The organism is Micromonospora sp. NPDC057141 (assembly GCF_042670805.1).
Taxonomy (GTDB): Bacteria; Actinomycetota; Actinomycetes; order Mycobacteriales; family Micromonosporaceae; genus Micromonospora.
Genome location: NZ_JBHUVA010000030.1, coordinates 1 through 22,294, shown reverse-complemented (window position 1 = coordinate 22,294; position 22,294 = coordinate 1). Strand labels below are relative to the sequence as shown.

Annotated in this window: 25 protein-coding genes and 1 pseudogene; 14 read left to right on the top strand and 12 right to left on the bottom strand. The window is 69.0% G+C overall.

From position 1 onward, the window contains the following. Window positions 1–100 precede the first annotated feature (100 nt). Together ACFT41_RS17275 and ACFT41_RS17270 are read left to right on the top strand one after the other, a co-directional pair. Window positions 101–307, top strand: coding sequence for a hypothetical protein (locus tag ACFT41_RS17275; RefSeq protein ID WP_377613912.1), 207 nt, complete (start codon window positions 101–103; stop codon window positions 305–307). Window positions 308–310: 3 nt separating this feature from the next. Continuing rightward, the gene (locus ACFT41_RS17270; protein ID WP_377587506.1) at window positions 311–1,174 is read left to right on the top strand and encodes a universal stress protein; all 864 of its coding nucleotides are present in this window, start codon (window positions 311–313) and stop codon (window positions 1,172–1,174) included. A 687-nt stretch (window positions 1,175–1,861) separates the two neighbouring features. Here ACFT41_RS17270 and ACFT41_RS17265 read toward each other — a convergent pair. Next, window positions 1,862–2,488, bottom strand: a complete 627-nt coding sequence (locus ACFT41_RS17265; RefSeq protein WP_377587507.1) for a universal stress protein — start codon at window positions 2,486–2,488, stop codon at window positions 1,862–1,864. Between the two features lie 412 nt (window positions 2,489–2,900). Beyond that, window positions 2,901–3,074 (bottom strand): hypothetical protein, encoded by a 174-nt coding sequence (locus ACFT41_RS17260; RefSeq protein WP_377587508.1) that lies wholly within the window; start codon window positions 3,072–3,074, stop codon window positions 2,901–2,903. Between the two features lie 573 nt (window positions 3,075–3,647). Between ACFT41_RS17260 and ACFT41_RS17255 the strand changes: the two are divergent. The 5 genes and pseudogenes from ACFT41_RS17255 to ACFT41_RS17235 form a co-directional block, all read left to right on the top strand. Further along, window positions 3,648–4,046: pseudogene (locus ACFT41_RS17255) on the top strand (IS5/IS1182 family transposase); the annotation flags it as partial. 592 nt (window positions 4,047–4,638) lie between these two features. Continuing rightward, window positions 4,639–6,126, top strand: a complete 1,488-nt coding sequence (ltrA, locus tag ACFT41_RS17250) for a group II intron reverse transcriptase/maturase (RefSeq protein WP_377587509.1) — start codon at window positions 4,639–4,641, stop codon at window positions 6,124–6,126. Further along, complete coding sequence (locus ACFT41_RS17245) at window positions 6,087–6,668, top strand: transposase family protein (RefSeq protein ID WP_377587510.1); 582 nt, start codon at window positions 6,087–6,089, stop codon at window positions 6,666–6,668. Before ltrA ends, ACFT41_RS17245 begins: the two co-directional genes overlap by 40 nt. 90 nt (window positions 6,669–6,758) lie before the next feature. Continuing rightward, on the top strand, window positions 6,759–7,103 hold the full coding sequence (locus tag ACFT41_RS17240) for a hypothetical protein (RefSeq protein WP_377587511.1): 345 nt from the start codon (window positions 6,759–6,761) through the stop codon (window positions 7,101–7,103). A gap of 315 nt (window positions 7,104–7,418) precedes the next feature. Further along, window positions 7,419–8,723 carry an MFS transporter gene (locus ACFT41_RS17235; protein ID WP_377587512.1) on the top strand — a complete coding sequence of 435 codons (1,305 nt, stop codon included), beginning with the start codon at window positions 7,419–7,421 and terminating at the stop codon, window positions 8,721–8,723. 113 nt (window positions 8,724–8,836) lie between these two features. On the opposite strand, the gene ACFT41_RS17230 is transcribed toward ACFT41_RS17235, so the two are convergent. From ACFT41_RS17230 to ACFT41_RS17205, 6 genes are all read right to left on the bottom strand, one after another. Then, window positions 8,837–9,010, bottom strand: coding sequence for a CsbD family protein (locus tag ACFT41_RS17230; RefSeq protein WP_377587513.1), 174 nt, complete (start codon window positions 9,008–9,010; stop codon window positions 8,837–8,839). A gap of 107 nt (window positions 9,011–9,117) precedes the next feature. Continuing rightward, the gene (locus ACFT41_RS17225) at window positions 9,118–10,068 is read right to left on the bottom strand and encodes a cation diffusion facilitator family transporter (RefSeq protein ID WP_377587514.1); all 951 of its coding nucleotides are present in this window, start codon (window positions 10,066–10,068) and stop codon (window positions 9,118–9,120) included. Window positions 10,069–10,213: 145 nt separating this feature from the next. Next, window positions 10,214–10,486 carry a GlsB/YeaQ/YmgE family stress response membrane protein gene (locus ACFT41_RS17220; RefSeq protein ID WP_377587515.1) on the bottom strand — a complete coding sequence of 91 codons (273 nt, stop codon included), beginning with the start codon at window positions 10,484–10,486 and terminating at the stop codon, window positions 10,214–10,216. Window positions 10,487–10,666: 180 nt separating this feature from the next. Continuing rightward, window positions 10,667–10,888, bottom strand: a complete 222-nt coding sequence (locus ACFT41_RS17215) for a hypothetical protein (RefSeq protein WP_377587516.1) — start codon at window positions 10,886–10,888, stop codon at window positions 10,667–10,669. Window positions 10,889–10,993: 105 nt separating this feature from the next. Continuing rightward, window positions 10,994–12,103 (bottom strand): sporulation protein, encoded by a 1,110-nt coding sequence (locus ACFT41_RS17210; RefSeq protein ID WP_377587526.1) that lies wholly within the window; start codon window positions 12,101–12,103, stop codon window positions 10,994–10,996. A 234-nt stretch (window positions 12,104–12,337) separates the two neighbouring features. Beyond that, window positions 12,338–13,675 (bottom strand): hemolysin family protein, encoded by a 1,338-nt coding sequence (locus ACFT41_RS17205; protein ID WP_377587517.1) that lies wholly within the window; start codon window positions 13,673–13,675, stop codon window positions 12,338–12,340. A 126-nt stretch (window positions 13,676–13,801) separates the two neighbouring features. Here ACFT41_RS17205 and ACFT41_RS17200 point away from each other — a divergent pair, with 126 nt between their 5' ends. Both ACFT41_RS17200 and ACFT41_RS17195 read left to right on the top strand, forming a co-directional pair. Continuing rightward, window positions 13,802–14,851: a sodium:calcium antiporter gene (locus ACFT41_RS17200; RefSeq protein WP_377587518.1), complete on the top strand. Its 1,050-nt coding sequence runs from the start codon at window positions 13,802–13,804 to the stop codon at window positions 14,849–14,851. A 124-nt stretch (window positions 14,852–14,975) separates the two neighbouring features. Next, window positions 14,976–15,554 carry a hypothetical protein gene (locus ACFT41_RS17195; protein WP_377587519.1) on the top strand — a complete coding sequence of 193 codons (579 nt, stop codon included), beginning with the start codon at window positions 14,976–14,978 and terminating at the stop codon, window positions 15,552–15,554. Window positions 15,555–15,754: 200 nt separating this feature from the next. On the opposite strand, the gene ACFT41_RS17190 is transcribed toward ACFT41_RS17195, so the two are convergent. Next, on the bottom strand, window positions 15,755–16,219 hold the full coding sequence (locus tag ACFT41_RS17190) for a hypothetical protein (RefSeq protein WP_377587520.1): 465 nt from the start codon (window positions 16,217–16,219) through the stop codon (window positions 15,755–15,757). Between the two features lie 203 nt (window positions 16,220–16,422). Here ACFT41_RS17190 and ACFT41_RS17185 point away from each other — a divergent pair, with 203 nt between their 5' ends. From ACFT41_RS17185 to ACFT41_RS17170, 4 genes are read left to right on the top strand one after another with little or no spacing between them, the layout of a single operon-like run. After that, on the top strand, window positions 16,423–16,935 hold the full coding sequence (locus ACFT41_RS17185; RefSeq protein ID WP_377587521.1) for an RNA polymerase sigma factor: 513 nt from the start codon (window positions 16,423–16,425) through the stop codon (window positions 16,933–16,935). Further along, window positions 16,932–17,690, top strand: a complete 759-nt coding sequence (locus ACFT41_RS17180; RefSeq protein ID WP_377587522.1) for an anti-sigma factor family protein — start codon at window positions 16,932–16,934, stop codon at window positions 17,688–17,690. The genes ACFT41_RS17185 and ACFT41_RS17180 overlap by 4 nt, the downstream gene beginning before the upstream one ends. 60 nt (window positions 17,691–17,750) lie before the next feature. Then, window positions 17,751–18,284, top strand: coding sequence for a redoxin domain-containing protein (locus ACFT41_RS17175; RefSeq protein WP_377587523.1), 534 nt, complete (start codon window positions 17,751–17,753; stop codon window positions 18,282–18,284). 1 nt (window position 18,285) lies between these two features. Beyond that, the gene (locus ACFT41_RS17170) at window positions 18,286–19,191 is read left to right on the top strand and encodes a cytochrome c biogenesis CcdA family protein (protein WP_377587524.1); all 906 of its coding nucleotides are present in this window, start codon (window positions 18,286–18,288) and stop codon (window positions 19,189–19,191) included. A gap of 194 nt (window positions 19,192–19,385) precedes the next feature. Here ACFT41_RS17170 and ACFT41_RS17165 read toward each other — a convergent pair whose 3' ends face one another. The 3 genes from ACFT41_RS17165 to ACFT41_RS17155 all read right to left on the bottom strand — a co-directional run bounded on the left by ACFT41_RS17165 (window position 19,386) and on the right by ACFT41_RS17155 (window position 21,368). After that, entirely contained in the window at window positions 19,386–19,853 is a 468-nt protein-coding gene (locus tag ACFT41_RS17165; RefSeq protein WP_377613911.1) for an SAM-dependent methyltransferase, read from the bottom strand. Between the two features lie 111 nt (window positions 19,854–19,964). After that, window positions 19,965–20,342, bottom strand: a complete 378-nt coding sequence (locus ACFT41_RS17160) for a DUF4267 domain-containing protein (protein ID WP_377590489.1) — start codon at window positions 20,340–20,342, stop codon at window positions 19,965–19,967. A gap of 111 nt (window positions 20,343–20,453) precedes the next feature. Next, window positions 20,454–21,368 carry an NADP-dependent oxidoreductase gene (locus ACFT41_RS17155; RefSeq protein ID WP_377590491.1) on the bottom strand — a complete coding sequence of 305 codons (915 nt, stop codon included), beginning with the start codon at window positions 21,366–21,368 and terminating at the stop codon, window positions 20,454–20,456. A 109-nt stretch (window positions 21,369–21,477) separates the two neighbouring features. Here ACFT41_RS17155 and ACFT41_RS17150 point away from each other — a divergent pair, with 109 nt between their 5' ends. Next, on the top strand, window positions 21,478–21,876 hold the full coding sequence (locus tag ACFT41_RS17150) for a winged helix-turn-helix transcriptional regulator (RefSeq protein WP_377590493.1): 399 nt from the start codon (window positions 21,478–21,480) through the stop codon (window positions 21,874–21,876). Window positions 21,877–22,294: the final 418 nt, after the last annotated feature.

The window sequence follows — 22,294 nt, the reverse complement described above, 5'->3', positions numbered from 1 at the left end:
GACCGGCACACGGGAAGTGGTGACCGCGATGGACATGTTGCAAATGAGACAGGCGACCACCGTGACGAACCTGGTCAAGAGTTCCCCACCCGGATCCGTCATGGAAAAGCTCGCGCCCCGGCTGCTCCACCGGTTGCACCACAGTCATCAGCTGGCTCTACTGGCGGCAGCGCGCTGGGTGGGCATCGCCCCGGCACTGCGCATCAAGCGGCAGCTGGCCGACGTCCACCAGCAGGTGGCCCTGATCGCCGATCACCTGCCGTACGGGTTCGTGGTAGCGAGCTCCCCGATCTCGCATCGGGACTGAACGATGGACACCGATCGCACCCCGGTCGTCGTCGGTACCGACGGATCCGCGGAGGCGGACCGCGCGGTACGACAGGCCGCCCGGGAGGCAAGCTGGCGGGGTCTGCCGCTGCGGGTGGTCCACGCCTTCATCTGGCCATTGTTCAACGTACCGCTCGACCCGCCGAAGCTGGGCCCGCCAGGTGGTGGACTGCGCAACCAGGCCAATCGCATCGTCAAGCGGGCTGTCGACCTGGCCCGCGCTCAGGCTCCCGGAATCGAGGTGACGGGAGCGGTGGTGGACGGAGCCGCCCAAGCGGTGATGGTCGGAGAAGTCCGCGCGGCGGAGATGCTCGTGCTGGGCAGCCGTGGCCTCGGCGGTTTCAGCGGGCTGCTGCTCGGCTCGGTGGCGATGGAGGTCACCCCGCACGCCACCTGCCCAGTGCTCGTCGTACGGGGTGAACCTGTTCTGCGAGGGCCGGTGGTGGTCGGAGTCGACGGCTCACCGCACGGCGGTGCCGCGCTCGCGTTCGCCCTAGCAGAGGCCGGCTGGCGGCAGGTGGCGGTGAGGGCGGTCCACGCGTACGGCCCGGTAGACGGTCACGGAGGCGACGAACCGGATAGGGCGGAGAGCCGGCTGCTGGCGGAATCCGTGACTCGCTGCTACGACCGCCATCCTGACGTTCCCGTCGAGCAGCTGACCCTTCCTGGACAGCCCGCGCCCATCCTGCTCGACGCTGCCCGGGACGCGCAGCTCGTCGTGGTCGGGGCACGCGGCCGGGGCGGCTTCGCCGGACTGCTGCTCGGCTCCGTCAGCCATTCCCTGCTGCACCACGCACCCTGCCCCGTCGCAGTGGTGCGTCAGCCCATGGACAAGCCAGCAGCATGATCCCGGCCTGCCACGACCGGTTCGGTGTCCTGCAGCCCCGCCCCCCCGTCCGCCGGCTGCCGGCCGGACCAGTCGACGGTCTCGTCCCGGGGCATGCCGGCGGCACGGAGCAGATGCGCGACGGCTCGGAGCTGGGATGCCGATGACCCCGGAACGCCCCAGGCATCGCCCTGCTGTTGATCGGTGTGCCGTTCGTGCTCCCACTGGCGCTGCTGACCTCCTCGGCGGATTCGTGTCGATCGTGGCACACCGTTGTCGGCGCCGCAGGGCTCGTCACCTTCGCTACCAACGGACCCACCGACGCCCTGTTCGTTCTCGCCGTCATCGCCGTCCAACAACTCGAGGGCAACCTGCTGGCGCCACTGATCGTCGACCGGGCCCTAAACTGCAATCCTGCCCCGGTGCTCCTGGCCCGTCACCGCCGGCACGACTGCGGGCATCGGCTGGGCTGTCAGCGCCGTGCCGATCCTGGCCGTGCTGCACCGGGCAGCTCCGTCCTGCTGGGGTGCCGGGCCGACAGCGCGAGGCACCCAGATCGGCACCGGGACAGGATTTGCCACCAGCCCTGCCACAGCGCCCAGCGGTGCGGGCTCGACATGCCGACATCACTGCCTACGCCGGCCGCGGCGCACGACGCGTCCGGAGTTGATCTCGCGTCCAGCGCTGACGGGGCGGCCGACGAGCGGCTCACCGGCCGGGCAGGCTGCCGAGCAGCAAGGCGCGGGAGGAACGGCGGGACAGCTCCTCGGCCACGCTGCCGAGCAGCCGGTTCCGCATCCCGTGGCCGTGTCGGCCGACCACCAGCAGGTCGACGTCGTGCGCCTCGGCGGCAGCCAGCAGCGCGTCCACCGGGTGACCGCAAAGGATCTCGGTGGTTGGCGGCGGCAACTCGCCGGTAAGAGCCTCGGCGTGCTCGTCGAGCATGCGGCGGGCGGCCCGCTGCTCGACCCCGACATCCATCCCGACCAGGTCCGGGCTCGTCACGGTGACCAGCACCAGTTCACTGACGGTGCCGTCGAGGGCCCAGGCGATCGCGCGCAGGGCCCGGTCGGACTCGGGTGACCCGTCCACGCCGACCGCCACTCGCAGGCCCGTGCCCTGTCCGGTCGGGGGCCGGTTCGCCACATCAACCATTGTCGCGTTGGCGCGTCCCCGTTCCACTGCGATCGGGATGAACAGCGGGCCAAGTAGCCCACCGACGACGTACCACAGCCGATGGCGATGGCCGGCTCGAATAACGAACCAGGCCGCAGTGAGTAGGCCGACGGTCAGCCAGACCACGACGACTAGGAGCACCCACCACCAGGGAGTCATCGTCGGCTCCGGGTAGCGATTCGCGGCGACGAAACCATGCCGGTGACTACCCGGCCTGCCCTGGGGTAACCGGCACCGCAGACGAGGTGGTTACCGGCGGGCGCGGACCCGCGCGGCGAGGGTGCCGCCCTCGGCTACTGATCCGGGCAGGAACCGTTGGCTACCGAAGAACCGGCTCGGAGAAGACCGTGGGAAGCCGTGCCGTGGTTGCTGCGCGTCACGGCCCTGTACGGGTTGTGCCTGTTGGCGGTGGCCGCCACTGCCTACCAGATCGGGCGGCTCCTGCTAGCCGTCGCTCCACTGTCCCTGGCCGTGATCATCGCGCTGCTACTCGCCGCGTTGCTCAACCCGGTCAGCCGGCTGCTGCGCCGATGTCGGGTACCGGCTGCGTTGGCCGCCCTCGGTGGGTTGTTCACCCTGCTGCGTGCTCACTTTCGCCGGTTTGCTGGTGGCGAACCAGGTCGCCGATCAGTTCGACGACCTCGGCGAGACGCTGTCCAGTGGCATGGACGAGGTCCAGTAGACGATCGTCGACGCCGGCATCGCCGGAGCCGTCATCGCAGTGCCGATCCTTGCCGTTGTGCACCGGCGGCGGGGCCGCAGGTGGGCGGCTCGGTCGAGGAGGAGAACGCCCCGTTGTGGCGGCGGATCCGGGAGTTGGAGGAAGAACGGGACATTCTGGCTTGCTGGTAGTCGGTCGGGGTCGTAGTCGTGGCTGAAGGCGCTGGTCGGCGGGCTGGTCATCGGGTTTGTTGATCCATGCCCGGTCTGGAAGGCGGAGGGGCCGGGGCCGTCGGAGACCAGGACCGGACACGAGACAGCGACCGCACCGGCCAAGCAGACCACACCGGGCAAGCTGAAGCCGATCATGCTTTCGCCCAACGCAACAGACCCCACAACGTCACGGTGCTTTGATGCTCTGCTCCCTAGTGGATCGAGTATCGTTCATGACGATCGTTGACGGCCTCGTGACCCCGACGGCAGGGGGCGTGAGGGAGTGAGTCTTTCCGCGTAACGTCTTAAGTGCGGAGCGTGTTGCCCGAGTTGAGTGCAGACGTGTGGGAATCGCGGGGACGGGTCGGCGTGGGAGACAGGAACGCGGAACTCCGTTAGGAAGTGTTCCTCTCACAGACCACTGCCACCGGAGTCCCGCGCCGCTATGAGTATGACCTATACCGCGACCCTCGGCGTCCGCGAGGAGACCGTGCTGTTCCTGTCCGGCCTGCTGCACGCCGAACGGCAACGCCGCGGCACCCGCACCGGGACCCGCGCGTTGAGCTGCTTCCACCAGGCGGTCCTCGTGGTGCGATGGCTGCTCGACGGCACCCGGATGATCCAGTTGACCCGGGACAACGCGATCAGCCGCAGCACCGGCTACGACTACCTCCACGAGGGCATCACCGTGCTCGCCGCCCGGGCCCCGAAGCTCCACGGCGCGTTGCTGGCGGCGAAGACCGCCGGCTACGACTACGTCCTGCTCGACGGGACACTGATCGAGACCGACCGTGTGTCCACCCCGGGCCCTACCGAAGGGGTGGACCTGTGGTGGTCGAAGAAGTGCGCCACGAGGCGCTGTCAGTTCGGATGGGGGTGAAAGACCATCCAACTTTTCGTCGTCGTAGCGGCGGGATGAAGCTGGAGGCATCCTGATCCGGGGATCGCCGGGGAGGGTGGGAGCAGCCTCGACAAAGTCGCGTCGGTTCAGGACTGCCGGATGGGTCGGGCGCGGTGAGCGAGACGGGAAGGTATACGCGAGGAACCGGTGTTGTTACGCCTCTTGAACCACCGCCAGCTCCAACCCGGTGGATGTGGGCTGGTCAGCGGTGCGTACCTGCCCTTCATGACGTGCGGGGAACTCCAGGCTGGGTCTTTGTTGTCTGGGTCTGGAGGCCACAGTGAAGGTCTACGGCGTAGCCGTGGCGATACCGCAGGGGCATAGCCGGGTGCCTAACTCGTCGACCGGATGACAGTGAACGTGGGAACCATTCCGTGACCGTTCCACACTCGACTCTTGGCCAGAGGGAATGGGTGGGGATAGGCGCGATGCCGGCCGAAGGCGCGGGTGGGGCGGAGCCGTCGTAGTACTCCGAGTATGGGAAAGCCATGCGCATGGGGAAGGACGGTAGCGTGTCAGTCAAGGAAGGAATGCAATGTCCGAAGACGCGCTGGTGAATACCGGCGCTGTGCAGTGGCCGGACGAAGGTTCGGCGTACTTCGCGGTACGGAGGATGCAGACCAAATTGCACCGTTGGGCGGGAGAAGATTCTTCCCGCCGGTTCGGTGACTTGTACAACCTCGTCTATGATCCGGCGTTCCTGGTGCACGCATGGCAGCGTGTGGCCTCGAACGCCGGGGCAAGGACACCGGGAGTGGATAGGGCCACAGTGGCCTGGATCGCCTCCCGGATCGGGGTGGAGGAGTTCCTGAGCTACATTCGGGACTCGTTGAAGTCGGGCGAGTTCGAGCCGGTGGAAGTACGGCAGGTGTTGATACCGAAGTCGAGCGGGAAGCTCCGCAAGCTCGGAATTCCTGTCGTCGCTGACCGAGTAGTTCAGACCAGCCTAAAACTGGTGTTGGAACCCATTTTCGAGGCGGATTTCCTGCCGTGCTCGTATGGGTTCCGCCCGAACCGGCGTACCCACGACGCCATCGCCGAGATCCACTATCTCGCTTCCAGAAACCGGAATTACCATTGGGTTTTGGAGGCGGATATAGCCGCCTGTTTCGACGAGATCGGGCACACGCCACTACTCGACCGGATGCGACGTAGGATCAAGGACAAGCGTGTGTGTGCCCTGGTGAAGGCGTTCCTGAAGTCCGGAGTCATGACTGACGCCGGGAATCGGAAGGAGACCAGCACCGGAACCCCGCAGGGCGGATCGTTTTCCCCGTTATTGGCGAACATCGCTTTGTCGACGCTGGACGAGCACTTCGACCGGCAATGGCGGCAGGAGATGTCCACCAGTTACCAGCGGGCCAAACGCGTAAGGAACGGCCTGGGAAATTGGCGACTCATTCGTTTCGCGGACGACTTCGTCGTCATGGTGTTCGGAGAAAGAAGCCACGCCGAGGCGTTGCGGGAGGAAGTGGCAGCCGTGCTCGCGCCGTTGGGGTTGCGGCTGGCACAGGAGAAGACCCGCGTGGTCCACATCGATGAGGGATTCGTGTTCCTCGGCATGAATATCCGCCGACAGCGGAAGAGGGGAACGCAGAGGTGCTACGTCTACACCAAGCCATCCAAGAAGGCCATTCAGGCGGTCAAGGACAAGGTGAAGGCGAAGACGTACAGGTCAACCCGCGACCAGGCGCCAGATGAGCTGTTCACCAGTCTCAACCGGATGCTCGCGGGGTGGGCGAACTATCACCGATACGGTGTGTCCAAACAGGTGTTCCACAGCATCGACCAGTACGCGTGGCATCGGCTGATGCGGTGGATACGCAATAAGTACGCGGGCAAGAACCGTCTCGGCATGAAGGAACTCCGCCGCCGCTTCTGCGACAAGGGGTGGAGATTCGCCTACAACGGGGTCGTTTTCACCGGCGCATCCAGCGTCGCTGTGACCCGCTACCGCTACCGCGGCAGCAACATACCGACCCCATGGGCCACGACATCGGCAGCCGCCACAACGAGCGGCTGATCAACGGGCAAGACACGTCGAGAGCCCGTTGCGGAGTAATTCGCACGGCGGGTTCGGCGGGCGGGTCGGGGAAACGGACCGGTCGCAAGACCGGCACCGCGCTCCGATCCGACCCATCACACAACAACCACGGCGGGAACATCCAGGTCGTGTGCGCCCCGGACGGCTGGCCGTTGTGGACCTCCCCGGTGCGCCCCGGCCGGAAACACGACACCACCGGCCTACGCACTCACCCCGGCCTGCTCGACACCCTCACCACCATCCGCGACGACATGCGTACCCTGGCCGACCTCGGCTACGAAGGCGAAGCCGACACCATCGTCGTCGCGTTCAAGAAACCCAGAAACGAGAAGATCGGCGGCGTCCAACAGCAGTTCAACCGAGCCCACAACCGGCTCCGCGCCTTCGGTGAACGCGGCAACAGCCTGCTCAAGACCACGTTCAAAGCGCTACGAAACATCAGCCTCTGCCCATGGAGGATCGGCGCCATCGTCGCCGCAGCCCTGGTCATCCTCCACATCGACGATCAGCGAACCACCTGAAACCGGACACTACACAACGCCGCACAGCGTTACGCGGAAAGGCTCAGTGGCAGGTTGTGTCTTTCAGGGGATGAGGAGTTGCAGATCTCTATGAGAATCGCCCTTCTGCGCCGGTCTCGCCGCGTGCGTCGCTCCGTCGGCCTGCTGACTCTGGGTGCCGTCGCTTTCAGTTTGGCTGGCTGTGGCAGCGAGCCGACGGACTTCGACACCTCTATCGAGCGTCACCGCTGCGAGAAGTTAGTCCGAGGCGGCGACGGTGACATCGACCTGTCCTGCGTCGACCCGGACACCGGCCAGCGGGTCGATATCGAGTTCGAGGCCAACGACCGGCAGGGCCAGTACTTCACCGACACCCGGTTCGGCGGGAGCGTCCACGTCTTTTCTCACGACGAGGTCCGCGGCTCGGAGATCTACCCGAAGATCAAAAAGGGCTGACCCGCGCTTCATCCCAGCAGGGGCGCCGGATGCCAGATGGAGCGGATCCGCAACGTACCGCAGGTCGTGGATTCCCGTACGCCTGGCGCGCACGAGACCGTTCCGCTCCGGGCGTACATGGTGCCGGTGAGACCCGGGAAGTTCCGGGTCTCTCTCCGGTGCTTGCGTAGACCCGTCCAGGGCTGCGCCAGCACGCCGGGGGAGCCTCGTCCGCCAGGTTACCGACGGTTGATCCGGCGGCTGCGGCGTTCATCACCGTAGGCTTGCCGGACCATGGCTCATCGCCGTACTCATAATCTCCGCACAATCCTCGCGATGCCGGGATTCCGGCGACTGCTGGCCGTCCGGCTGAGTGGGCAGTTCACCGACGGGATGTTCCAGGCAGCCCTGGCCGGGAGCGTGTTGTTCAACCCGGACCGGCAGGCGACGCCGACGGCGGTCGCGTTCGCCGCGGCGGTGCTGGTGCTGCCGTACTCGTTGGTGGGGCCGTTCGCGGGGGTGCTGCTGGACCGGTGGAGCCGCCGGACGGTGACCGTGGTGACCAACCTGGCCCGGGCGGGACTCGTGCCGCCGATCGCCGCGATGATCTTCCTCGGGTCGGAAGGGCCGCTGTTCTTCGTCTCGGTCCTGGTGGTGATCGGGTTGGGCCGGCTGCTGCTGTCGGGGTTGTCGGCGGCGACTCCGCACGTGGTGCCCGACCGGCGGCTGGTGACCGCCAACGCGGTCGGCGGGACCGGGGGGTCGGTGGCGTACTCGCTCGGGTTGGGCTGCGCGTTGCTCCTGTTGCAGACCGTCTTTCCCGCTGGCGACAGCGGCTACGCCGGCATCGCTTTGCTCACGCCGGTCGGCTACCTGGCCTGCGCCGCGCTGGCCCGGTTCTCCTTCGCCCGCGACGAGTTGGGCCCCGACCAGGCGCTGCCGTACCGGCCGGGCCTCGCCGGCGAGGCGGCCGCGGTGGTGCGCGGCATGGCCGACGGGGTGCGCCATCTGGGGCAGGCGCGCGGCGCCGCGTACGCGATGCTGGCCCAGGCGGGATTCCGGCTGCTGTTCGGGGTGCTCGCCCTGGCGATGCTGCTGCTCTACCGCAATCGGTTCGCCGGTGAGGATCTCGACGGGGTGCCGACGCAGTTGGGGCTGGTCTTCGCCGCTGGCGCGTTCGGGGTGCTGGTCGCCGCAGCGCTGACCCCACCGGTGACCCGACGGGTCGGCGGGTGGCGGTGGGTTGCCGGGCTGTTCGCGGCGGTCGCGGTGGCGCTGCCGGTGTTCGGGCTACCGTTCGACCCGCTGCTGCTGATCCTCGTCGTCCTCGTCGTCAACATCGCCGGGCACGGCACCAAGATCGTGGTCGACACGATGGTGCAGCACGAGTGCGCCGATGCCTTCCGTGGGCGGGTGTTCGCGGTCAACGACACGACGTTCAACCTCGCCTACGTGCTCGGCATGGTGGCCGTGTCCGGGTTCGTCCCGGACGACGGGCGTTCACCGGTGCTGCTCGGTGTCGCCGCAGCTGGCTACGGGTGCCTCGCGGTGGGCTACGCGGTGGTCGCCGCCCGGTGGGCACGTAACGCCGGGGACGACATCGCCCTCCCGGCGAGGACGAGGTCGGCGGTCGACCCGTAGAGCCGTCCGTCGGCCCCCGCCGCCGGGCGGCTGGCACGGGGAACGGCCACGACGGGGGTGTGCCGTCGTGGCCGTTCGGTCATCTCACCCTGCCGCGTCCTGTGCGGGGCGGTTCAGCTCTTGGCGGCGTCCTTGATCTTCTCGCCGGCCTGCTTGAGGTTCGCGCTGGCCTGGTCGCCTCGGCCCTCGGCTTCGAGTTGCTCGTCGTCGGTGGCCCGGCCGGCGCCTTCCTTCAGCTTGCCGGCGGCCTCTTCGGAAGCGTTGCTGATCTTGTCGTCGATACCCATGGCGCCTCCTACGTTGCTTCCACTCCGCGCTGCGCCTGGCGGCCCGGCAGTGGTTGGCGCTACACGGAGGCCGTCGCCCCCGACTCCGAATCTGAACCTTGGGCGGGTCAGCTGCCGAGGCCGGCTGCGGCGGCACCGGTGGGTGTGCGCTGTCGGTCGATGTCGGGTTCGAGGTAGACGACCCGGGCGGACGGCAGCACCCGGCGCAGCCGGGCCTCGGCGTCGTCGATGGTCGTGGCGATGGTGGCGCCGTCGGCGTCGGCGTCGATGGCGATCTTCGCGGCGACGAGGAGTTCCTCCGGGCCGAGGTGCATGGTGCGTAGGTGGATGATCCGGTCCACGCCGGGGGTGGACAGCAGCGCGGTGTGGATTGCGGCGACCTCTTCCGGTAGCGCCGCCTCGCCGATGAGCAGGCTCTTGATCTCGGTGGCCAGGATGATCGCGATGCTGACCAGCAGGACGCCGATGCAGGCGGTGGCGATGCCGTCGAAGACGCCGTTGCCGGTGAGCACGCTCAGGCCCACCCCGAGTAGCGCGAAGAGCAGGCCGAGCAGCGCCCCGGCGTCCTCCAGCAGGATCACCGGCAGTTCCGGGGCGCGGGCCCGGCGGACGAAGGCGACCCAGCCGCGTCCGTCTCGGGTGCGGTTGGCTTCCTTGACCGCGGTCCGCAGCGCGTAGCCCTCCAGGCCCGTGGCGATGAGCAGGACGACCACGGCGACCAGGGGCGAGGTCAGCTCCTGCGGGTGGGTGATCTTGTGGTAGCTCTCGTAGAGGGCGTAGAGGCCGCCGAGGGTGAACAGGATGATCGCCACGAGGAACGCGTAGACGTAGCGTTCCCGCGCGTACCCGAAGGGGTGCAACGCCGACGGGGCACGGCGGGCGCGTCTGCCGCCGATGAGCAGCAGCGCCTGGTTCGTCGAGTCCGCGACCGAGTGCACGCCCTCGGCGAGCATCGACGCCGACCCGGTGATGCCTGCGGCGACGAACTTGCTCACCGCGATGCCCAGGTTCGCGACCAGCGCTGTCACCACGGCCTTCGTGCTGCCCTCCGTCGCCATCGGTCCTGGTCTCCCTCGTCGCACGTGTCGATCGGGTCAGAATGCCAGCAGCGCGGCAGGTCCGCTGCCGCAGGGTCCGGGTGCGGACAGCACACCGCCGACCCCGCGCCGAGAGGCTGGGTCGGCGGTGTGGGGGGCGCGGCGGTCAGTGGACGCGGCGGCGGCCGTAGGCGCCGGCGGCGATCGCCACCCCGATCGCGGCGAAGACGACCTGGATGGCCAGCTCGATCCAGTCGATGCCGGCGGTGTCGTCGACACCGAGAGCGCCGGCGACGAGGGTGCCCAGGACCGCGGCGACCACGCCGATGAGCAGGGTCAGCCAGATCGGGATGTCCTGCTTGCCCGGTACGACCAGGCGACCCAGCGCGCCGATGACCAGACCGATGATGATCGCGGTGAAGAAGCCGGTGACTTCCACGAGAGCCGTCCCTCCAGAGGGGGTTGTTGCTGTCGGCTCCGATTGTTGCTCTGTCCCGCAAGCGCCGAAACCACCACCACCGCCGCGCTGCCGTCGCGTCCCTTGACGGGGACGGGGGTGGAGCGGGCGGATGCCCGGTGGCCCAGAGGGATTCCTGGGCCACCGGGCATCGCGGGGGCGTTACTTGGCGCCGGTGAGGGCGACCAGGGCGCTGGCGGTGCGGAAGTAGGGGTTGCGGCCGAGGTCGCCGACGGTGGTGATGTCGAAGGCCTGCTTGAGCAGCTTGGCGTCGCCGTCGCTGACCCCGGCGAGGGCGGACACCGGGGCGTCGACGATCTCGGTGAGGGCCTTGTCCTGGTAGGCCTTGTCGACCAGCTTGGTGAGGTCGGCGGTGACGGGCATGCACACTCCTTCGAAACTCCGATCGGACACTCCGATCGGATGCGGACAAAACAACGGAATTAGATCATAAGTTCTGCGGCGATCCACAGTGGATCTGCGAGGGGCTCAGTCTTCGTCGCCACCCTCGTCCTCGCCCTCGTCGTCGCCGAAGACCTCGTCGGCGATCATCCCTCCGGCGAAGCCGAGCGCGGCACCGCCGACCACGCCCGCGACGACTCCACCCATGCCGGGCCCGTCGTGCCGCTCGTGGTGCTCGTGGTGCTCGTCCTTGTAGTGGCCACCGGAATGACCAGGCCCGGCGTGACCGTATCCCGGAGCGCCGTAGGCGGGCTGGCCGTAGCCGGGAGCGCCGTAGGCGGGCTGGCCGTAGCCCGGCGGCGGGGGCGGCGGCGGATATCCGGGAGGGCCGTAGCCCTGGGTGGGCACCGCGTAGCCGTGGCCGGTGTGCATGCTTTGACGGCCGTCGAGGACCTGGCGGACCCAGCCGTCGACCTGCGCGGCCCAGTCGCCGTGCTCGGCGCCGCCGTGGGCGACGTGGTGGCGACCGTACGAGTCGTGGCCACCGGTGAACAGGCCGCCGCGCTTGTCGAACTCCAACACCACGTCCACGCCGTGTTCGTTGGTCACGAAGGTCAGCTCGACCTCGTTGACGGCGTGGGCGTACTGCGGGGCCGCGAAGTATTCGATCTCCTGGTAGAACGGCAGCGTCTGGTGCAGCCCGGAGAGGTGACCGCGTTCGAGGTCGGCACCCTTGAACTGGAAGCCGAGCCGGCCGAACGCCTCCAGGATGCGCTCCTGCGCCGGCAGCGGGTGCACGTACACCGGGTCGAGGTCGCCCTTGTCGACCGCGCCGCGAACGGCCACCTCGGTGCGCAGGCCCATCGTCATGCCGTGCAGGTGCTGCCCGTACAGGTCGGTCACCGGGGTCTCCCACGGCACCGCCACCTGGAACGGCAGGGACAGGTGCTGCCCCTCCCGCAGGTGCAGGCCGCCGGCGACCTGCACACGGTGGAACTCGACCAGCGCGTCGTGCTCCTCCTCCGCGCCGTCGATCTCCACCCGGGTCACCAGGCCGACGGTGATGTGGTCGATCTCCACGTCGTGGCTGCCGCCGGTCAGGTTCACCTGCCCGCCGAGCAGCAACCCTGGACGGGTGTTCGGATTGGACAGGACCGTGTCGACGCTGGGGCCACCCACCCCGAACGCGCCTAGCATCTTCTTGAACACTCCGAGCGTCTCCCTTGACGACCACCAGTCGGGCGACACCCGGATTCCGATGGAACTTCCATACGCAAGCCTTGCGCCGCAACGAGATCAACGGCATCCATCATGGAAGCCGTTGCGCCGGAAAAGTACCAACGCAACCTGAGAAGTAGCTGAGCGCGTCCATATAGTTACCCAGAAGTAGGGGTTGGGTGTGGTGCCCCGAAGCCCTTCACCACGCGCGCGTCATCCGTCGACCCGGCCCCGTCGCGAACTGCTCTCGGCCTCGCCGGCCCCCGGTCCGTCGCCGCGCATCGGCGTGGCACGCAGGCGTACCCGGGTGATCGCACGCCCCGTCACCTCCACCACCTCGGCGGTCAGACCCGGCAACTCGATCACCTCGCCCGGCGTCTTCGGAATGTGACCGAGATGCGCCAGGATCAGACCCGCCACCGTCGCGTAGTCGCCGGCATCGAGGGTGTCCCCGTCGAGGTCGATGCCCACGTCCGGCAGGTCGTGCAGCGGGAAGCCGCCCGGCATCAAGAGCGCCCCGTCCCCATCCCGCACGACGGCCTGCACGTCCCGGTCGGTCTCGTCGTAGATCTCGCCGACGATCTCCTCGACGAGGTCCTCCATCGTGACGATTCCGTCGATCGAGCCGCGTTCGTCCACCACGAGGGCGAACTGCTGCCGCTGCGCCCGCATCTCCCGGATCGCCTCGGTCACCTTCAACGTCTCCGGCAGATACAACGGCGCGCTGGCTCGGTCGCCGACCGGGCCAGCCTGGTCGAGCAGATCCCGCATGTGCACCACGCCGACCGTCTCATCCAGCCCGCCGCGCCCCACCACCGGGGCGCGGGTCTGCCCCGACCTGCCCAACTCCCGCAGCGCCTCAGGCGCGGTCAACGACGCCGACAAGGTCACCACCTCTCGGCGCGGAACAAGAATCTCCCGCAGGATCCGCTCCGCCACCTCGAACGCCCCCGAGATGATCAACCGGTGTTCGGGGGTGAGGTTGTGCTGCGCGGCGACCATGTCCCGCAGTTCCTCGGTGGTGACCTCCTCCCGCCGGGCGCGGGGGTCGCCGCCGGTCAACCGCACCACCGCGTCGCTGGCCTTGCTCAACAGCCACACCGCCGGGCGGGAGAACGCCGACAACGCATCCAAAGGGCGGGCGACCAGCAACGCCCAGCCCTCCGCCCGTTGCATCGCGATCCGCTTCGGCGCCAGCTCACCGAGCACCAGGGTGACGAAGGTCAACAGGATCGTCACGATCACGATCGACACCGGTTCCGCCGCCGACCCCAGGAACCCCAGCGGCCCCACCAGCGGCGTCGCGAGCGACACCGCCGCGGCCGCCGAGGCGAGGAACCCCGCCAGGGTGATGCCGATCTGGATCGTGGCCAGGAACCGGTTCGGGTCCCGTGCCAGCTTCGCCAGCACCCGCCCGGCCCGGGAGGTCCGCTCCAGGCGCTGCAACTGGCTCTCCCGCAGCGACACCAACGCCATCTCGCTGCCCGCGAACACCGCGTTCACCAACACCAACACGAACACCAGCGTGACCTGCACGCCATAGCCACCCACGGCCTGTTCGACGCCTCCTCGACCGGACCCTCCGGGAGCACCAACCGTAGTCGCCCCCGGCTCGCCACCCGGCCGGCCCGGTCAGGACCGGGGCATTTCCGCCGCCGATCGGGGAATCCGCCACCGGTGCCGGACCTGACCGCCCTGCCGTGGCCACTTTCGTGGAGTATCGGGCTGTTCGTCCTCGCCGGGGCGATCACCGTCGTCGGCAGCATTCGCCTGGCCGGCCTCGGTGACGCCCTCGCCGACCGCACCGGCTGGGGCGAGGCCCTGTTCGGCGTGGTGTTCTTCGGCATCGTCACCGGACTGTCCGGCATCATCATGACCATCGTCGCCGCCGCCAGCGACCAACCCGACCTTGCCTACAGCAACGCCGTCGGCGGTATCGCCGCCCAGACCACCGCCGTGGCCGTGGCCGACGCATTCCACCGCCGCGCCAACCTGGAACACGCCGCCGCGTCGCTGTCGAACCTGCTCTCCGGCTGCCTGCTGATCGCGCTGCTCGCCCTCGCGCTGCTCGCCAGCTACCTGCCCGAGACCACCGTCGCCGACGTCGACCCCATGTCCGCGGTACTCGTCGCCGCATACCTCGGCGGGCTGTTCCTCATCCGCCGTGCCGGAGCGCAACCCATGTGGCAGGCCATCGCCACCGCCGAAACCCGACCCGACGTCCCCCACCACGACAACCCGCTCAACCGCCACCACCTGAGCTGGCTGTGGAGCCAGTTCGCGGCCGTCGGGCTGCTCGTCGCCGCCGGAGGCTGGCTCGTCGCCCTCGCCGCCGAAAGCCTCATCGAGATCACCGGGCTCACCGCCGGGTTCGTCGGCGTCGTACTCATGGGCATCGTCAACGCACTCCCGGAGACCGTGACCGCCATCGCCGCCGTCCGCCGCGGGGCGGTCACCCTCGCCGTCGCCGCCGTCCTCGGCGGCAACATCCTCGACGTGCTCACCCTCGTCGCCGGAGACCTCGCCTACCGGCACGGATCGCTCTACCACACCGCAGGCAGCCAGGAACTCCTCGCCACCACCACCAGCCTGTTCATGACCGCCACCCTGCTCGGCGGGCTGCTCATCCGCCAGACTTACGGCTGGGGCCGCCTCGGCTTCGAAGGCGTACTGCTGGTGGCCAGCTACGCCGCCATGACCGCCGTCCTCGCACTCTCGCACGGGTAGCCCCACCCCACGGTCCAACACCTCACCACCACAGCACCGCCCACCGCGATGGTGTGGACCTGGGACCAGGCGCAGGAGGGGTCTGTCAAACGTTTGACAGACCCCTCCCCGGCGGGCCCTGCAGATGGGCGACGATCGCTGCAACCGCACCGCCTTCGGCTTCTACGTCGGCGACCGCTGGATCCCCTTGATCGACGACCGGCGTGCGGTCGACCTCGCCGCCCGCGACGCGTTCCTTCGCCACCTCGGCGGCGTCAACGTCGGCGGGACTCCGCTCCGGCTGCTCGCCGTCCGCCTGCTGCGCGCTCTCGTCACGCATCCCACCGCCACCTGGACCGGGCTGCGCTGGGCCGCCGGACTGGCCCGCCGGGCCGGCGGCGTCCGACTGCTGACTCGCCGGGCCCGCCCGATGACCTTCGTGATGCACAGCTTCATTCCCGCCGACCAGGTCCGCCCCGCCTGGGCGCTGCTCGAACAGGGCACCTTCAGCGACGACCCGGAGGTCCGGGCTACCCAGGACCGGCTCCTGTCCTGTTCCTACGCCATGGCCCACCCGGAACAGGACCGCCTCGTCCCCGCCTGCGTGCAGCACGCCGTCCTCGACCCCGGCGAGAACGCCACGCTCCGCCGGCTCCTGCCCCTGTACGAGGTGACCGGGCAACCGTCGCGACAGGGACCGGGCCCCGAGGCCGCCGCACGCTGAGGGCGCGTCGGCGGACAGCTCGGTGCTGCTCGCGGCCCCGACGGCTCCCCGTGAAGTTCCGCTGAGAGCGGGCTGGATCTTGGCCGCCGTGACCGTGACCGTGGCCGCCGACGCGGCAGGATATCCGGCGACGGTCACCGGCCGGCTCATCCTCGATCTGGGCGCATCGGCCGGTGCGCCCGCGCGCTCGGGCCGCCGATTCAACTGCGGTCCCGTACCCGCCCAGCGCGCGCACCCGTCACGGCATAGACCAAGCCGAGGAGCAGGCCGAAGACGAGGTGACCGGCCAGGCTGCGCCACGCTCCGGTGTCCAACTGGAAGATCATCGCATTCATGCCCAGCCAGGCGGGCATGATCAGCAGCGCGCCGAGGACCCACCACGCGAGGCCGTACGCCAGGCCGGCCCCGAGTGCGGCGGGCAGGTTGGCCGCCCACCTCCCGATCAGCACGGCGAAGAGCGCGCCGAAGAGGGCGGAGTTGGCCAGGTGGACCAGCCACCCGACCGCCACGGACTCGCTGCCGACCAGCATCGCCACCATCGGCAGCATGCCGAACGCCTGCATCATGACGCCGAAGGCGACACCGCCGACCAGACCACCGGCGACACCCGCGACCAGACGGGCCGATAGCGCGACGGACCCTGCGGCAGTGTGTGTGGTTGTCATGATGATCCTCCTCCTCGTGCCGGCGTGTGCCCGCCGGTACACCTTCGCGTCCACGACGGCGGACGCTCTCACCGTCACAGGACGTCCGGGTGCCGAACCTGATTGCCTGTCCGATCGGCCGACGCCTCCGCTGTCGAGGAGAGGAACACTGGTGCAATCAGATGTGGCTGCGGCGGGTCCTACCCGGTCGGATGGGTAGGTGGATGAGCGACGACGAGTTCCTTCAGGCGATGCACGAGCATCTGGACCTGGTCTACAACCTGGCCCGGCGGCTTACCCGGTCGCGGTCGCAGGCCGAGGACCTGGTGCAGGAGACGTACCTGCGGGCGTTGCGGGGTTGGCGGCAACGGCCACCGGAGGACGCGCGGGCCTGGCTGGCGACGATCTGCCTGAACGCCGCGCGCGCCGGGTGGCGGTACGAGTCCGTCCGTCCGGTCGAGGTCCTGGACCCGGACGCCGGGGCGACAGTTCAGGCCAGCAGCGACACGGCGGGCGAGGCGATGAGCGGGCTCGTCCGCGAGCAGGTGCACCGCGCGTTGTGGCAGTTGCCCGCCGCGCAACGGGAGGCGATCGCGTTGATGAGTCTGTGCGGGTTCACCGCCGCTGAGGTCGCGGCGATGACCGACACGCCGCGCGGCACGATACTGGCCCGGGTGCACCGCGGGCACAAGAAACTCGCGGAGCTGTTGCAACGACAGGGGGTGACGGCGGAGTGAGGCACCACCACGACGACGCCACCGTCGGCGCCTATCTGATCGGTGAGCTGCCCGACGGGCCGCGTGAGGCGTTCGAGAAGCATCTGCTGACCTGCGATCGCTGCTGGGCCGAGGTCGACGCCGGACGCCGGGGCCGGGCGCTGGTCCACCTGGCCCGGGAACCGGCACCGGCGCACCTGGCCGCCCGACTGGCCGGAGTCGTCGCCGAGCGGCACGTCCCACCCCACCACCAGGCCGTGTTCGACGGGTGGATGCCCTCGCTCGGGGAACGCCGGCCCAGAACGGCCCGCCGGTCGTGGACGCTGGCTGCCGCGCTGGTCCTGGTCGCGGTGCTCGGCGCGGTGGTCGTCGTCGGCCGGGACGGCGGGTCCGCGCCGGCACCGCAGATCACCGTCGCCGTCACCGGCTACCACGACGGCCGGCTGCCGGGCACGACCGTCCCCACCCGATCGGGCCCGGACCTGTCTGCGCTGCGCCTGTCCGGAGCTGGCGCGAGCGCCGGCGACCTGGCCGGGCAACCGGTCACCGGGTACGCCTACCGGGACGACACCGGACGGCGACTGCTGGTCTACGTCAGCGACGAACCGTTCCCCATGGCCCCACAGCCCGAGAACCCGATCGGGACCGACGGCGCCGCGATGATGCACCTCGACGGCGTCGTCGTCCTCTGCTCCCGCCGCCCGCACACCGCGCTCGTGCTCGGCGAGGACGAGGACCTCGTACGGCAGGCCGCCGCCACCCTCGACCTGATCTGATCCGTAGATCGGTGGGCGGCTGCGGCACGCCGACCGGTCAGCAGACGAATGGGAACACCGATGAAGGCACGCCAAGCATTCCTTGCCCTGATGGTGGTCGGCGCGCTGGCGCTGGCCGGCTGCGTGAACGACACCGGTGATCACGTGGCCACGCCGGAGGGCTCGACCAGTGGGGCCACCGATGCGGGAACCGACAGCTACGACTTCACCGCCGCCACCCTCGACGGCGACAGCTTCGACGGTCGCAGCCTGGCCGGCAAGCCGGCGCTGCTGTGGTTCTGGGCCCCGTGGTGCCCCACCTGCCTGGGACAGGCGCGGCCGGTCACCGATCTGGCCGCCAGGTACCAGGGCAAGGTCACCGTGGTCGGAGTGGCCGGGCTGGACACCGTGCCGGCGATGCACGACTTCGTGCGGATGGCCAAGCTGTCCGGCTTTCCGCAGCTGGCCGACGAGCAGGGCGTGGTGTGGAAGCGGTTCAAGATGACCGAGCAGAGCACCTTCGTGGTGCTGGACCGTGCGGGGACGGTCGTGGCCCGGGGCCGCGCCGACGTCGACAAGCTGCCCGACGTGCTCGACCCGCTGCTGGCCGGCTGAGATGGGCGACGCGCCGTTGGGTCTGGCGGTGGCCGCCGGGATGCTCGCCGCGGTCAACCCGTGCGGGTTCGCGCTGCTGCCGGCGTACCTGTCGCTCCTGGTGGCCGACGAAACGACGGCCGGTCGTGGTGCCGCCGTCGCTCGGGCCTTGGCCGCCACGGCCGCGATGACCGCCGGTTTCGTCGCTGTCTTCGGCCTGTTCGGTCTGGTCCTCACCCCGGTGGCGGGCACGGTGCAGAGACACCTGCCCTGGGTCACCGTCACCTTGGGCGTGCTGCTGGTCGGGGTGGGTGGCTGGCTGTTGGCCGGCCGGCAACTGCCCGGGCTGCGGCTGGCGGTCTCGCGTGCCCCGACCGTGCGCCGGTCACTGCCGTCCATGGTGGTGTTCGGCGCCGCCTACGCGGCGGCGTCGCTGTCGTGCACCGTCGGCCCGTTCCTGGCCATCGTGGTGAGCAGCTTCCGCGCCGGCTCGACCGTCGCCGGGGTCGGGCTGTTCTGCGCGTACGCGGCCGGCATGGGCCTGACCGTCGGAGTCGCCGCCCTCGCCGTTGCCCTCGCCCGCGACGGCCTGCTGCGCCGGATCCGCCGCGCAGCACCGCTGCTGTCCCGCCTCGGTGGCGCGCTGCTCGTGGCCGCCGGAGCCTACGTGGCCTGGTACGGCTGGTACGAGATCCGGATCCTGCGCGGCGCCACGACCGACGATCCGATCATCGACGCCGCCGCTGTCGCCCAGCGTCGGTTGGCCACTCTGCTCGACCACACCGGCGCCGGAACCCTCACCGTGATACTGGCCGCTCTCCTGGCCTTCACGGCCCTCGGCTGGTGGCGCCAAAGCCGACGCCATTCCCGATCGGCCCGACAGTCCACCCTGACCCGCCAGGCACCGACTGACGGGTCAGAAGGTTAGGGGTTCGAGTCCCTTCGGGCGCACCGAGAATCGGATATGTCCGATTAACGAAAGCCCAGCTCATTCGCGAGCTGCGCTTTCGTGTTCGGCCGGAACGACGTTGGACGATTCTGCTCAGGCTGTTGATGGCGTGCTTGTGGAGACGAGAGATCGATGCGCTGATCGAGAGTCAGGTCGATCGCAGAGGTCTCGCCTCATGGCTGGAAGTACTCCGACATCAGGTGGCTGACCCATTCCGGCTGCTTGACGTCGTCCGGTAGGAACTCGGCCATCACTGGCTTCAGGTCGATGACGGGGGTGCCGGAGACCGCGTCGAGGCCTACCACCGTCAGTTCGCGGCCGTGGACGGATTCGATGGCACAGCACGTCACCCCGATGCGGTTGGGTCTGCGCGGGCCGCGGCCGGCGAAGACGCCGACGGGCGGGAGGTCGGGACGGCCGCGGTTGGGGCGGGGCTCGCGGTGGTCGCCGTGGTCCGGGAACCGGTCGAAGATAAAGAGGATCTCCACGTGGGAGAAGTCCTCCAGGCCCTGGAGGCACGCATCGCCGAAGCGCTCGTCAACGGTGATCTTGCTGCGGACGGCGCCCCAGTTGTCTGTGTGCTGGACGTCCGTCCTCGCGTTCTGGACGGTGCCTATCGAGGTGATGTCGAAGCTGAGCATGATTCCTTCCAAGTCTTACGAGTGCTGGCATCAGCGCCGTCCTTGACCACGCCGTGACGGGCCGGGCAGACCGCATCCGGTGGATCGGCAGACTTGCTGCGTGGCGATGGGCTATCCGACGAACAAGAGCGCGCTGATCGCCAGCATCACCACGGCGGTGGCCCCGTGTACGCCGTAAGCGGTGGCCTTGGGCCCGTTGCTGCGTAGCACGATCAGTGCATCGCCGGCGGGCATGCCGGCGGCGGCCAGCATGAACCAGCCGAGTAGGTGGGGTGTCGCGCCCACCAGCAGGATGAAGATGAAGACTCCCGAAGCTATGTCGCGTACAGCCTTGACGGATAACCAAGACCGGAAGTTGGGGTCCTCGGTCGGCGTGTCGGGGATGCCGAAGCCGGCTGCGGCCTGCGGCGCCCGGAAGGCGTTGGCGCCGATGAGGATGATGCCTGCGCCGATCAGTCCGGCGAGAACGTTGGCGATGGTGATGAGCATGGTTGTCCCTTTAATGTCAAGCGAATCTGGCGACGAAACCGGCAGCTACTGGCACCGCGCTTTGTCCGCGGCGGGAAAGTGCCCGGCGTGGCGGCGATCCAGCGCGGCTGATCAGGGAACGATCACTACGCCTCCCCGCACTCCGCCTTGGGCCAGACGGTTGTGGGCCGCTGCGGCGTTGGCGAAGGAGAAGACACCGGCGACCCGCAGCGGGATGTCGCCGCTTTCTACCAAATTCACCAGTTCGCCGAGCCGGGTGCGGTCAGGCAGCACGTTCAGTGCGAACGTCCGGATTCCTCTCGTGGGCTCCGGGCGTAGCGGGGGTGAGGCGGCCACGTAACCGCCGCCGTCCCTGACCAGTTCCATCAGTGACGAGCCGATCGCTGCGAGGTCGACAACCGCGTCGAAGCCGACCGCCGCTACTGCGATCGGATCCTCCGAGCGTGGCAGGAACGCCGCGCCCTGCGACTCGACGAACTCACGGTCGCCGGCCCCGGCTATCCCCGTGACCTGCAGGCCGGCGACGCGGGCCAGCGCGAGGGTGAACCCGCCGACCTGTCCCGCCGCGCCGGTGACGAGTACGGACGACCCTGCCGGGAGCGCAAGCAGGTCGAGGGCTTGGGAGGCGGCGAGACCGTTGGTAGGCAGGGTCGCGGCCTCGGCGGCGGGAATGCCGACGGGCGCGGCGGTCAGCCATGCGGCATCGAGGACCACAGACTCCGCGTGGGCGCCCACCGTGGTGCGCAGCCAAGGTGAGAAGCCGATGACGTCGTCATCGACGGCGAGATCCCCGACGGACGCACCCACGGCGTCGACCGTGCCGGCGACGTCCCAACCGGGGACATGCGGCAGCTCGGTCGGCAGTGGCGCCGGGAATCGGCCGGCGCGAACCATGAGATCAACCGGGTGCACGACCGACGCGGCGACCCGTACGCGCACCTGCCCCGGTCCCGGCTGCGGCACCGGCAAGTTCACCACCTGCAAGACGTCCGGCCCTCCGAACTGGGCATAGCTGACTGCGCGCATCGCCGTACCTTCCCGTTGAATGTCATGGTCACCATTACGGTAGGTATGCTCGGGCACCGTTGGTAAGTAGGCACCTGGAAGTGCCCAGGGCACCGGCAAGGGGTGGCATATGGCGACGACGACCGCCGGGCAACGACGAGAGCAGGCCAAACGCGACTATGACGCCTTCCTGGCGGGCTGCCCGACCCGGGAACTTCTGAGCACCCTCACCGACAAATGGGCGGCCCTGGTGATCGCGGCGCTCGCCAACGGCCCGCAGCGGCACGGCGAGCTCGCCCGCCGCATCGCCGGCGTCAGCCAGAAGATGCTCACCCAGACCCTGCGTACACTGGAGCGCGACGGTCTTATCGCCCGTACGGTGACCGCGTCGGTGCCTGCGCGCGTCGACTACGCGCTCACTCCGCTCGGCCACGACCTGTTCCCGGTGATGGTGGCGATCAAATCCTGGGCAGAGACGCACATGGACCGCGTCTTTCAGGCCCGCGCCCAGTTCGACGCGAGATCATGAAGTCCAGCGGGCGACGACGGCGGACGGTTGAGCTGATGCAGAAGCGCGACGGAACTCGATGAGCTGCGTCGTGCTTCGCCGAATCACACTGCCCGTCGACGCACCACCGAAACGACAACCGTAGGCCCCTGAACAGCGTGAATGCGGTTCGGGTTGTGCCACGTCGGGTCCACTTTGATCTTGTGTGCGAAATGGCTCGTCTCTTGCGGCGCGACGGGTCCGTTCGGCTAGGCGGTTGGCGTCGCGCCTGGTGACGCACTTGATCGGCAAGCTCTCGTCGCAGGCGATATGTTCCATCGGGTGCCGCAAAATTGTGTACACATTGAGCCATTCCGCGCAAGCGGGCGGTAGCAGTCAGTAGCTGTCCGGAATGCCGGGTAGGCGTTGGACGCGCCAGATCAGGTCCGGTACGAAGAGA